8 protein-coding genes and 1 pseudogene are annotated in these 12,330 nt (G+C 53.4%); 4 read left to right on the top strand and 5 right to left on the bottom strand.

Annotated features, from left to right (window positions below; genetic code table 11):
• Nucleotides 1–620 precede the first annotated feature (620 nt).
• Nucleotides 621–1,775: pseudogene (gene coaBC, locus Q4A85_RS04120) on the bottom strand (bifunctional phosphopantothenoylcysteine decarboxylase/phosphopantothenate--cysteine ligase CoaBC); the annotation flags it as partial.
• A gap of 404 nt (nucleotides 1,776–2,179) precedes the next feature.
• Here coaBC and Q4A85_RS04115 point away from each other — a divergent pair.
• Nucleotides 2,180–6,004, top strand: coding sequence for a DUF3683 domain-containing protein (locus Q4A85_RS04115; RefSeq protein ID WP_303107892.1), 3,825 nt, complete (start codon nucleotides 2,180–2,182; stop codon nucleotides 6,002–6,004).
• Between the two features lie 170 nt (nucleotides 6,005–6,174).
• Here the strand turns inward: Q4A85_RS04115 and Q4A85_RS04110 are convergent, their stop codons facing one another.
• Nucleotides 6,175–6,357 carry a hypothetical protein gene (locus Q4A85_RS04110; RefSeq protein ID WP_303107891.1) on the bottom strand — a complete coding sequence of 61 codons (183 nt, stop codon included), beginning with the start codon at nucleotides 6,355–6,357 and terminating at the stop codon, nucleotides 6,175–6,177.
• Between the two features lie 2 nt (nucleotides 6,358–6,359).
• On the opposite strand from Q4A85_RS04110, the gene Q4A85_RS04105 reads away from it, so the two are divergent.
• On the top strand, nucleotides 6,360–6,488 hold the full coding sequence (locus Q4A85_RS04105; RefSeq protein ID WP_303107890.1) for a hypothetical protein: 129 nt from the start codon (nucleotides 6,360–6,362) through the stop codon (nucleotides 6,486–6,488).
• Between the two features lie 137 nt (nucleotides 6,489–6,625).
• Here Q4A85_RS04105 and Q4A85_RS04100 read toward each other — a convergent pair whose 3' ends face one another.
• The 3 genes from Q4A85_RS04100 to rng all read right to left on the bottom strand — a co-directional run bounded on the left by Q4A85_RS04100 (nucleotide 6,626) and on the right by rng (nucleotide 9,258).
• A complete protein-coding gene (locus Q4A85_RS04100; RefSeq protein ID WP_303107889.1) occupies nucleotides 6,626–7,189 on the bottom strand; it encodes an L-threonylcarbamoyladenylate synthase in 564 nt (187 codons plus the stop codon).
• A gap of 375 nt (nucleotides 7,190–7,564) precedes the next feature.
• Nucleotides 7,565–7,735, bottom strand: coding sequence for a hypothetical protein (locus Q4A85_RS04095; RefSeq protein ID WP_303107888.1), 171 nt, complete (start codon nucleotides 7,733–7,735; stop codon nucleotides 7,565–7,567).
• Between the two features lie 26 nt (nucleotides 7,736–7,761).
• A complete protein-coding gene (gene rng / locus Q4A85_RS04090) occupies nucleotides 7,762–9,258 on the bottom strand; it encodes a ribonuclease G (RefSeq protein ID WP_303107887.1) in 1,497 nt (498 codons plus the stop codon).
• 277 nt (nucleotides 9,259–9,535) lie between these two features.
• Between rng and erpA the strand changes: the two genes are divergently transcribed.
• Both erpA and pnp read left to right on the top strand, forming a co-directional pair.
• A complete protein-coding gene (gene erpA, locus Q4A85_RS04085; RefSeq protein WP_003795554.1) occupies nucleotides 9,536–9,883 on the top strand; it encodes an iron-sulfur cluster insertion protein ErpA in 348 nt (115 codons plus the stop codon).
• 191 nt (nucleotides 9,884–10,074) lie between these two features.
• Nucleotides 10,075–12,222 (top strand): polyribonucleotide nucleotidyltransferase, encoded by a 2,148-nt coding sequence (gene pnp / locus Q4A85_RS04080; protein WP_303107886.1) that lies wholly within the window; start codon nucleotides 10,075–10,077, stop codon nucleotides 12,220–12,222.
• Nucleotides 12,223–12,330 lie beyond the last annotated feature (108 nt).

Raw genomic sequence — 12,330 nt, 5'->3', positions numbered from 1 at the left:
ATTTTAAAACAACTAGTAAAGCACGATTTGTCCTAGTTATCTAGGACAGCCCCTTTTGAAAAATCAGTAATACTATGATGTTTAATAAGCAATTTGGCGACGAGCCGTCGCCGCTCCATTTTAGGTTTCAGGCTGTTGTTGGGGGGGGGTGCAAAGGTTTCAGGCTGCCTTTTTGGTTTTTTGAAACCAGAGCACGGCTTGCCAGCAAGCCGTAAGGGCGCGGGGATACGTTTCAGGCTGCCTATTGTTTGCGCCCGCGTTTAAATGGTTGCTGTTATCCCAGCATAAAAAAGGCAGCTTTATCACTCAATAATAATCACGCCATCATCTTCGTCTTCATACACCGCAGCGGGGATGATTTTCTTGTGCTCTGGCTGGTGAACAGGCGTGGCGGCTGGCGCGGGCTCATCGTCTTGCACCGTGATAACGGCATCATCATGCACAGGCGCGGGTTGTTCGTGAACAGGCGTTGGCGCGGCGGGTTGAGCCACGGGCGCGGGTTGGGTTGCCATTGCTTGCGCGTGTGCCGCCGTTGCCGTAGAAGTTGCTGCCGCAGAAGCCGCCATCGCAGGTTTAACAGGCGCAGCCGCTTTTTTCAGCGTGGCGGTTTGCAATGCCGCTGCCAGTTTCACCACCAGCATTTGCGCCGCTTTCTCTTTGCTCATTTTGGGCAGGGCGGTTTCGTTTTCATCGTCAATAATGGTGATTTTGGTGGTATCTTTGCCCATCGCATCGGCGATGTCGTTGGCAATCATCATCGGCACGCCTTTTTTCAGGCGTTTTTCGCGCGCGTTGGCTAACACGTTTTCGCTTTCCGCCGCAAAGCCCACGCAAAACGGCGCGGCGGTAAACGAAGCGACTTCCTGCAAAATATCAGGATTTTCAATAAACTTAACCACGGGCATCATGCCATACGCGCCTTTTTTCAGCTTTTCAATGCTGCGGTTTTTCACGCGATAATCTGCCACCGCGGCCACCGAAATAAACACATCCTGCCCTGCGTCAAGCTGTTTGAAAATCGCATCGCGCATATCCATCGCGCTTTCCGCGTATTCGGTGTGCGCCATGCCAAATGGGATTTCCGCCGTCATTTTGCCGTGCACAAGGCTCACTTTTGCCCCTGCGCGGCGGCAAGCGCGGGCAATCGCCACGCCCATTTGTCCGCTGGAAATATTGGTGATGCCGCGCACGGGGTCAATCGCTTCGTAAGTTGCGCCCGCGCTGATGAGCACGCGCTTGCCGCGCAATGGCTTGGGTGTCCACACGTCGGGCAGCAGTTCCACAATATCGGCAGGCTCAACCATGCGCCCCATGCCCACTTCGCCGCAGGCTTGCTCGCCCGAAGCGGGCATCAACACGCGAATGCCGTCTTTGTGCAACTGCTGGATATTGCGCAGATTGGCGGGTTTTTGCCACATTTCCACGTTCATCGCAGGCGCAAGCACCAACGCGCATTTGCGCGCCGAAGCCATTTCGGTAATCAAATTATCGGCAAAGCCATGCGCCAGCTTGGCAATGGTGTTTGCCGAAGCGGGCGCAATCAGCATCAAATCTGCCGTGCGGGTGGCGTGGATGTGCGCCATGCTGCCGTTGTTTTCGGTTAAAACAGGGTTGCCGCTCAACGCTTCAAACGTTTGCACCGACACAAATTCGCTCGCCGCTTTGGATAAAGCTACGGTAACTTCGTGCCCTTCTTTTTTTAACAAGCGCACCAGTTCGCAAGATTTATATGCCGCGATGCCGCCCGTAACCGCCAATAAAATTCGCTTTTGCATTTGCTGTTCCCTGAAAATTTAAAAAACAGCATTGTAGCCTAGCTGGGTAAATTTCGTTTCAAAATCGTTAAATTACGCCAATTTTTGGCAAGAAAATGGATTAAAAAACAACAATCGCGCAAGGTATTTTCAGGCCGCCTTTAACGAAAATTTACGTTAGAATGCGGGGCATCTGATAGGCAGTCTGAAAAGCCTAAACGTATATTGAGAACGATGTCGCACAGCGGTTTCAGGCTGCCTTGAAGGCGCGGCAGGTAATCATACCGATATGAATAACGCCAATCTTGCGCACCCAAAGGCAGCCTGCGTAGCGAAGCGAAGTTGCGAAGCTAAAACGCCGCCACACACAAAAAAATCGGATAAAACCCGCCAAACACCAGAACACAACCCACAAGGAACACCCCATGCCCCAATCACAACGCATCCGCGAAATCCCCTATAACTACACTTCTTATTCCGACCGCGAAATCGTGTGTCGCCTGCTGGGCGAAAACGCTTGGCACACGCTTGAAACGCTGCGCGGCGAGCGCAAAACGGGGCGTTCGGCGCGGATGCTGTTTGAAGTGCTGGGCGATATATGGGCGGTGGTGCGCAATCCTTATTTGGTAGACGATTTGCTGGAACACCCCAAACGCCAAGCCGCGCTGGTTGCCGCCATGCGCCACCGTTTAAACGAAATCAACAAACGCCGCGATGATAACGAGCGCGTGCTGGGGCTGATTCAGGCTGCCGAAAACGCGGTAAACCAGTTTGCCAACAGCTTTGCTGCCACCAAACTCAAACGTGCCCAAATCCTATCGCGCCTAGCAAAAATCACGAAAAAACATAACATTATGTTTGACGGCTTGGCGCGTGTTACCCATGTTACCGATGCGACCGACTGGCGCGTGGAATATCCGTTTGTGGTGGTCAATCCCGACAGCGAAGCCGAAATCGCGCCACTGGTTCGCGTCTTAATAGAGCTGGATTTAACCATCATCCCGCGCGGCGGCGGCACGGGCTACACGGGCGGGGCGGTGCCGTTGGATGCGATGTCTGCCGTCATCAACACCGAAAAATTGGATAAACATCAAGGCGTTGAGTTTGTGGAACTGGCGGGCTTGGCTGGCAGGCATCCGATTATCCGCTGCGGCGCGGGTGTGGTTACGCGGCGAGTGGAAGAAACGGCGCACGCGGCGGGCTGGGTGTTTGCGGTGGACCCCACTTCGGCGGATGCGTCTTGCATCGGCGGCAACATCGCCATGAACGCAGGCGGTAAAAAAGCCGTGCTGTGGGGCACCACGCTGGACAATTTGGCGTGGTGGAAAATGGTGAACCCGCAAGGCGAGTGGCTGAAAATTGAACGGGTGCGCCACAATTTCGGCAAAATCCATGACGAAGAAACCGCGCTGTTTGACGTGCACACCTTAAAAGAAGACGGCGAAACCATCGCCCACACCGAGCGGCTGGCGATTTCAGGCTGCCGTTTTCGCAAAGTGGGCTTGGGCAAAGACGTTACCGACAAATTTCTCAGCGGCTTGCCTGCGGTGCAAAAAGAAGGCACAGACGGCATCATCACCAGCGCGGCATTCGTGTTGCACAAAATGCCGCAGCACACGCGCACCGTTTGCTTGGAATTTTTTGGCACGGTTGCCAACGCCACGCCGTCTATCGTGGAAATCCGCGATTTTTTGCTGTCGCATGAAAGCGTGCGACTGGCGGGCTTGGAGCATTTGGATTGGCGGTATGTTCGCGCGGTGGGCTATGCCACCAAAGCGGCGGGCAAAGGTCGCCCCAAAATGGTGTTGCTTGCCGATGTGGTGTCGGATGACGAAGTCGCCGTTCAGGCTGCTGCCGAGCAGATTGTGCGCTTTGCCCAAGCGCGCGATGGCGAAGGCTTTATCGCCATTTCGCCCGAAGCGCGCAAAACCTTTTGGCTAGACCGCAGCCGCACCGCCGCCATCGCCAAGCACACCAACGCCTTTAAAATCAACGAAGACGTGGTTATTCCGCTGGAACGGCTGGGCGAGTATTCAGACGGCATTGAGCGCATCAACATTGAATTGTCTATTAAAAACAAGCTCAAACTTTGCGCCGCGCTGTTGCAATACCTTTCAGGCAGCCTGCCTGTTGAGCAGTTTGACGGCTTGCCCAAAAGCGATTTGCTGGGTGAGCGCGCCAACTATGCCGCCGCCCATGTTGCCCAAGTGCAAGCGCGTTGGCAGTGGCTGCTGGATAATTTGGACGCGCCGCTGGCGTATTACCAAGCGCGTTATGGCGACACAATCCACGCCGCGCCCGAAGCCAATCCATCCGAAAACTGCTTTATCGCTTTGCGCGATTTCAGGCTGCGTGTGTCCATTAAATCGGATGTGATGACCCCGCTGGCGGAAATTTTCAGCGGCAAGGCAGACACCAAAATCATGGCGGGCTTGGGCAAAATCCACGCGCAAATTGTGCGCTCTCGCGTGTTTGTTGCGCTGCATATGCACGCGGGCGATGGCAATGTGCACACCAATATCCCTGTTAATTCAGATGATTACGAAATGCTACAAACCGCGCATCAGGCGGTTGCCCGCATTATGAACATCGCCCGTAGCCTGAACGGCGTGATTTCGGGCGAACACGGCATCGGCATCACCAAGCTGGAATTTCTCACCGATGCCGAAATGCAGCCCTTTTGGGACTACAAAGCCAAAATTGACCCCAAAGGGCATTTCAATCGCCACAAATTGATGCGCGGCGCAGATTTACGCAACGCCTACACGCCGTCTTTTGAGCTGCTGGGCTTTGAAAGCCTGATTATGGAGCAATCGCATCTGGGCAAAATCACCGAAGCCATCAAAGACTGCCTGCGCTGCGGCAAATGCAAGCCCGTGTGCAGCACCCATGTTCCCCGCGCCAACTTGCTATACAGCCCGCGCAACAAAATCCTAGGCGTGGGGCTGCTTGCCGAAGCGTTTTTATACGAAGAGCAAACGCGGCGCGGCGTGTCGCTGAAACATTTTGACGAGCTGGGCAACATCGGTGACCACTGCACCGTGTGCCATCGCTGCGTGAAGCCTTGCCCTGTGAACATTGATTTTGGCGATGTAACCGTGGACATCCGCAACTTTTTGCACCAAACAGGGCATACGCATTTCAACCCCGCTGTGGCGGCGGGCATGGCGTTTTTGAACGCGAAAAACCCCACCGTTATCAAACTATTACGAGCAGGCGTGGTAACCGCAGGCTTCAAAGCGCAAAACATCGGCTACGATTTGGGGCAGCAGTTTCACATCGGCGCAAACAAGCAAAAGCAAGCCCCCAAAGCCACCACGCAAAAAGCAGCATTAAAAGAACAGGTTATCCACTTTATCAACCGCCCGCTGCCGCGCAATGTGCCGCTGAAAACCGCGCGTTCGCTGCTGGGGCTGGATGGCGATGGCAGCACCGTGCCGATTATCCGCAATCCCAGCCTGCCCGAAGATGCAGAAGCCGTGTTCTATTTCCCAGGGTGCGGCTCGGAGCGATTGTTTAGCCAAGTGGGGCTGGCTACCCAAGCCATGCTGTATCACGCCAATGTGCAAACCGTGTTGCCGCCCAGCTATCTTTGCTGCGGCTACCCTCAATCCGCGCACGGCGACGCGGGCAAAGCCAGCGACATGGTTACCGAGAACCGCGTGCTGTTTCACCGCATGGCAAACACCTTGAATTATCTGGACATCAAAACCGTGGTCGTATCCTGCGGCACTTGCTATGACGCGCTGGCGGAATACCGCTTTGAAGACATCTTTTCAGGCTGCCGCATCATCGACATCCACGAATTTTTGCTGGAAAAAAACATCAAATTAGACGGCGTGTCGGGGCAGCAATACCTGTATCACAACCCCTGCCACACCCCCATCAAAAGCATGGACGGCGCAAAACTCGCCAGCGAGCTGATTGGGCAAAACGTGCCACTGAGCGACCGCTGCTGCGGCGAAAGCGGAATGTTTGCCGTCAAACGCCCCGACATCGCCACCCAAGTGAAATTTCGCAAACAAGAAGAAATTGAAAAAAACCTTGCCGCGCTGCCGCAAGGCGAACCCGTGAAAATGCTCACATCCTGCCCCGCCTGCTTGCAAGGATTGAGCCGCTACGCCGAAGACAACAACCTGCCCGCCGACTACATCGTGATAGAAATGGCGCAACGGATTTTGGGCGAGAATTGGCTGAACGAGTTTGTGGAAACTGCGAAAAATGGCGGGATGGAGAAGGTGTTGTTGTAGCGGGTTGGTGATGATGCAGACGTAGGGGCGTAGGACGTGCAGCTTTACTGCGCACGCCGTTTGCGCAATCTTGTGGGCACACTTTGCTACACACCCTAAGGCAGCCTGAAAAAACAAAACCGTTTTTTGGTATTGCATCAAACGGTTTTTTGCTGTGGGATGGATTGGTTTTAGCTTCGCAACTCCGTTTCGCTACGCAGGATGCCTTTGCCCATTCCCCCCAAGGCAGCCTGAAAAAACGGAGAGATTGCAACCAATAAGCAGCCTGAAATCCAAGCCAGCGCACGGCTTGCAAGCAATCCGTAGGGGCGCGAAATAAATTTCAGGCTGCCATCATCTGGGCTCGCGTTCAAACATGGAGAAATTGACCATTTCTTGTTGTGTTTTAGATTTTGCAAAGGTTTCAGGCTGCCTTAATCGTGTTAGGCAGCCTGAAACGCGTTTAAGAACCTGTATTCACTATTTCCATAGGCAGATTTTATGAAATAAAAGCGCGGATACAAGGCAAAAAGCGCAGTAAGGTTGGACACCTTGCGAGCATTTTTAACGCAGTAGCCACGTTTTTAGGACATAAAAGATGTCTATGGAAATAGTGAATACAGGTTCTAAGCAAGCAACCACCTACCGCAGCCGCTTATGGCTCACCCAATCCACAATCTCGCTCGGCTGCTTGCGTCCGCCCACGCGCCCGCCTATCAGCCACAGCTTGCGTCCAAACAGCCGCCGCACTTCGCGCGCGCTTTTGCACGAGCGCTTGCCCGATTGGTTGCACGATGTGGACACCAGCGGCGTGCGCGCGATGCGGCATAGCTCCCGCGCAATCGGGTGCTGTGGCACGCGCACCGCCAGCCTGCCGCGCTGATTGCCGCGCAGTTGTGGCAACACGCGTGGATGGGCGGGCAGCACAAAGCTAATCGGCGCGGGCCATGTGGCGTGCAGATGGCGGCACACGTTTTCAGGCTGCTTTTGCAGCAGCGGTTCAAGTTGGGCAAGCGTGTTGCCGATGGTGATTAAGCCTTTGTGTTGCGGGCGTTTTTTCAGGCGAATGATGGCGCGTAGTGCGCGGGCGTTACGCGGGTCTGCGCCGATGCCGTAGCAGGATTCGGTGGGGTAGGCAATCAAACCGCCGCGCTGGATATGGCGGCGGATGGCGGCGGAGGCGTGGTGGCTAATTAGGCGGGGCATAATGGATGATTGGAGGAATGGGTTTTCAGGCTGCTTTTGTGGTATAGGCAGCCTGAAAAGTTTGTAGGTCGGGCATTGATGCCCGACGTTTTAAGTTTGTAGTGTGTTGCAAGATAAATAGGTCAGTGTTTGTCGGGCATCAATGCCCGACCTACAAGCCAAACGCTGTTTCAGGCTGCATCAGGCTTTTGCAAGGCTTCAACCCAATAGGCAGCCTGAAACTTTTGCAAAACCTAAAAATGCACAAGAAACAGTCAATTCTCCGTCATTCCCGCGCAAGCGGGAATCTTGGTTGAGTTTATGCAATGAACTGTTTTGACGGAAATTTCTGAATATCAAACAAGATTCCCGCCTACGCGGGAATGACGGCATTTCTTATTTTTCAGGCTGCCGCTGGGGGGCAAAGGTTTCAGCCTGAAAAAAAATGAGTAGGGCAAATTCAATACAGCGAAACCCCATGCAACGCATCAACGCGGGCGCAATATCAGACAGCCTGAAACGCTGCCCCGCGCCCTTACGGCTTGCTTGCAAGCCGTGCGCTGGCAAAATTTGCTTTTCAGGCTGCCTTAACATCACACCAGCACAATATCGTACTGCTCTTGCGTGTAAGCCGTTTCCACCGATAGCGAAATGGGCTTGCCAATAAAGTCAATCAGCATCGCCAGCGATTGCGATTCTTCGTCCAAAAACATATCAATCACTTTGGGCGAAGCGATGATGCGAAACTCGCGCGCGTCAAAACGGCGGCTTTCGCGCACAATTTCGCGCTGGATTTCGTAGCACAGGCTTTGCGCGGTTTTCAGGCTGCCTTTGCCTTGGCAGGTGGGGCAGGGTTCGCACAAAATGTGTTTCAGGCTTTCGCGGCTGCGTTTGCGGGTTAATTCCACCAAGCCCAGTTGCGTGAAGCCGTTGAGCGTAACGCGCGTGCGGTCAAAGCTCAATGCTTTGGCGAGTTCTTGCAACACGGCTTCGCGGTGTTCTTCCAGCATCATGTCAATAAAATCCACGATGATGATACCGCCCAAATTGCGCAGCCGCAGCTCGCGGGCGATGGCGTGGCAGGCTTCCAGATTGGTTTTAAAAATGGTTTCGTCAAAATTGCGCGCGCCCACAAAGCCGCCCGTGTTCACGTCGATTGTGGTCATGGCTTCGGTGGTTTCAATAATCAAATAGCTGCCAAAGTTTAGATTGACGCGCGGCTGCAAGGCGCGGTTAATCTCGGCTTCCACGCCAAACGTTTCAAACAGCGGGCGTTCGCCCTGAAAACGCTGCAATTTGTCCACCGCGCCTTGCACATATTGCTCGGCAAAATTAAGCATCCGCGCAAAGTTTTGCCGCGAGTCCACCAAAATCTCATGCGTGTTGTCGTTAAACATATCGCGCAGCACCCGTTGCGCCAGCGGCAAATTTTCATACAACAGCGATTCGGGCGGCAACACCTTCGCCTGATGCTGAATATTGCCCCACACCTTAGTCAAATAATCAATATCCGCTTGCAATTCGGCATCGCTGGCGTTTTCCGCGCTGGTGCGGATGATGTAGCCGTGGCAGGCGGTTTCAGGCAGCAGCGCGTTGAGCCGCTCGCGCAGGGTGTGGCGGTCAAATTCGTTGTCAATGCGCTGCGAAATGCCAATGTGTTCATCCTGCGGCAAATGCACCAAAAACCGCCCCGCCAACGAAATTTGCGTGGAAAGCCGCGCCCCTTTGCTGTTAATCGGGTCTTTAATCACTTGCACCAACAGCGTTTGCCCTTCAAACAAAACGTGTTCAATCCGTTGATTGGATTCGGGGTTTTGCCGCTGCTCCACAATATCCATAATGTGCAAAAACGCCGCCCGCTCCAAGCCCACGTCCACAAACGCGCTTTGCATTCCGGGCAACACGCGGCGCACAATGCCCAAATAAATATTGCCCACAAGGCTGTGCTCGCTGTTGCGCTCAATGTGCAACTCGCAAATATTATTCTCTTCCAAAATCGCCACGCGCGTTTCCTGCGGCGTGATGTTCACCAACACCGTTTCGGTCGGGCGCGGCAAGTCTTTGGGTAAAGGATAGGTTTCAAAAGCCATGATGGGTTTCCGTGTTGAATATGCAAAGAAATAGAAAAATGTTTTGCCATGACGGCTTTGAATTAAACAGTCATGGCAAAACAGTTTTCAGGCTGCCTTGAACGCTCAAATTATACGTCAAAACAGCAGGCAATTTTTCAGGATTACATTTGGCTATTGCCGTTTTGCCCGCTTTCTTTCATTTTGCATGAATATTAGCTTTGGAGTAAAATTGCGCCCACTTGAACATCGCGCGATACTCCCAATATCGCGCCCACAACACACTAAGGAGACAGTTATGTCAGAAGAATTTGAATCCCCCATTAACTTCACCGATTCTTGCTGCACCAAAGTAGCCGAGCTTATCGCCGAAGAAGATAACCCCGAATTGATGCTGCGCGTTTTTGTAAACGGCGGCGGCTGTTCAGGCTTCCAATACGGCTTCACATTTGACGAAATCAAAAACGACGACGACTTTGAAATTGAAAAAAACGGCTTGAAATTTCTGGTTGATCCCATGAGTTATCAATATCTTTTGGGCGCAGAAATTGACTACACCGATGGCTTGCAAGGCTCGCAATTTGTGATTCGCAGCAACCCCAACGCCGTAACCACTTGCGGTTGCGGCTCATCGTTCTCGGTTTAAGTGTAATCTAGCATTTTCAGGCTGCCTAATCGTGCAAACAGGTTAGGTAGCCTGAAAACGCGTTTTGTGTTAAAATTCCGCTCGTTTTTCAACCCGCTCGCCGCCTGAAATACTACCCATGTTTATTGCTGCACGCGCCCAGTAAACATCGCTAGTGTTTTAGCGCGGGCAACTTTTTGTAAAGGTCTATTATGTTTAACAAACACGTTAAATCATTCCAATATGGCAATCACACCGTAACCCTAGAAACAGGCGAAATTGCCCGCCAAGCCGCAGGCGCGGTTAAAGTATCCATGGGCGACACCGTGGTGCTGGTTGCCGTTACCACCAATAAAGACGTAAAAGAAGGGCAAGATTTTTTCCCTTTAACCGTGGATTATTTTGAGCGCACCTACGCCGCAGGCAAAATTCCGGGCGGCTTTTTCAAACGCGAAGGCAAGCAAAGCGAAAAAGAAATCCTAACCAGCCGCTTAATTGACCGCCCCATTCGCCCTCTGTTCCCCGAAGGCTTTTATCACGATATTCAAATCGTGGCGATGGTGGTTTCTTGCGACCCCGAAATTGACAGCGACATCCCCGCCATGATTGGCGCATCGGCTGCGCTGGTGTTAAGCGGCGTGCCATTTGCAGGGCCGATTGGCGCGGCGCGTGTGGGCTATGCCAACGGGCAATATTTGCTCAACCCCAGCAAAACCGAATTGGCAACATCGCAACTGGATTTGGTGGTGGCAGGCACACAACAAGCCGTGCTGATGGTGGAATCCGAAGCCAATATTTTGCCCGAAGATGTGATGCTGGGCGCGATGGTGTTTGGGCACGAGCAAATGCAAGCCGTGATTACCGCCATCAACGAATTGGCAGACGAAGTGAACCCCGAAGTGTGGGATTGGCAAGCACCCGAAACCAATGCCGAATTGATTGCCAAAGTGCGCGAGATTGCGGGCGCAACCATCGCCGAAGCGTTCAAAATCCGCCAAAAACAAGCCCGCAGCGCGAAATTGGACGAGGCATGGGCTGCCGTGGAAGCTGCGTTGATTACCGAAGAAACCGACACGCTGGCGAAAAACGAAATCAAAGGCATCTTTAAACATCTAGAAGCCGATGTCGTGCGCGGGCAAATCTTGGCGGGGCAGCCACGCATTGACGGGCGCGATACCCGCACCGTGCGCCCCATCAACATCCAAACAGGCGTGTTGCCACGCACTCACGGCTCGGCATTGTTTACACGCGGCGAAACGCAAGCCCTTGCCGTTGCCACGCTGGGCACTTCGCGCGATGAGCAAATTATTGACGCATTGAGCGGCGAATACACCGACCGCTTTATGCTGCACTACAACTTCCCGCCTTATTCCACAGGCGAAGTGGGTCGCGTGGGTGCGCCCAAACGCCGCGAAATTGGGCATGGCCGCTTGGCAAAACGCGCTTTGGTGGCGGTGTTGCCCGATGCGGAAGATTTTAACTACACCATGCGCGTGGTTTCTGAAATCACCGAGTCCAACGGCTCGTCTTCTATGGCAAGCGTGTGCGGCGGCTGTTTGAGCTTGCTGTCGGCGGGTGTGCCTTTGAAAGCGCACGTTGCGGGCATTGCGATGGGCTTGATTTTGGAAAACAACAAATTTGCCGTGCTCACCGATATTTTGGGCGATGAAGACCATTTGGGCGACATGGATTTCAAAGTGGCGGGCACAACCGAAGGCGTTACCGCGCTGCAAATGGACATCAAAATTCAAGGCATTACCAAAGAAATCATGCAAATTGCCTTGGCACAAGCCAAAGAAGCGCGTTTGCACATTTTGGCGCAAATGCAGGCAGCGGTGGCAGGCCCGCAAGAGCTATCGCAACACGCGCCGCGCTTGTACACCATGCGCATCAACCCCGATAAAATCCGCGAAGTCATCGGCAAGGGTGGCGAAACCATCCGCAGCATCACCTCTGAAACGCACACCGAAATCAACATCAGCGATGATGGCGTGGTGGCCATTGCCGCCACCACCGCTGAAGCGTGTGAAGCCGCCAAAGCGCGGATTGAAATGATTACCGCCGAAGTGGAAGTGGGCAAGGTGTATGAAGGCACGGTGGTGAAAATTTTGGATAACAACGTGGGCGCGATTGTGTCGGTGATGCCAGGCAAAGACGGCTTGGTGCACATCAGCCAAATTGCGCACGAGCGCGTGAGAGACGTGAACGATTATCTGAAAGTGGGGCAAGTGGTGAACGTGAAAGCATTGGATGTGGATGAGCGCGGTCGCGTGCGGCTGTCTATCCGCGCGTTGTTGCCACAGCCCGAGCGCGCGCCTGCCGAAGCGGATGCCCATCACGGCGAGCATCATGCAGAATAATTAAGCCGTAACCAAGGCAGCCTGAAAATTGATTTCAGGCTGCTTTTTTAGAATGGCGGCTGGTGTTTTTCAGGCTGCCTATTTCATCCACCCATTACCGAAAGCACA

This window comes from Kingella sp. (in: b-proteobacteria), assembly GCF_030527935.1.
GTDB lineage: Bacteria > Pseudomonadota > Gammaproteobacteria > Burkholderiales > Neisseriaceae > Kingella_B.
Note: the sequence above shows the minus strand (reverse complement) of the source record. Positions and strands in the feature narration are given on the sequence as shown.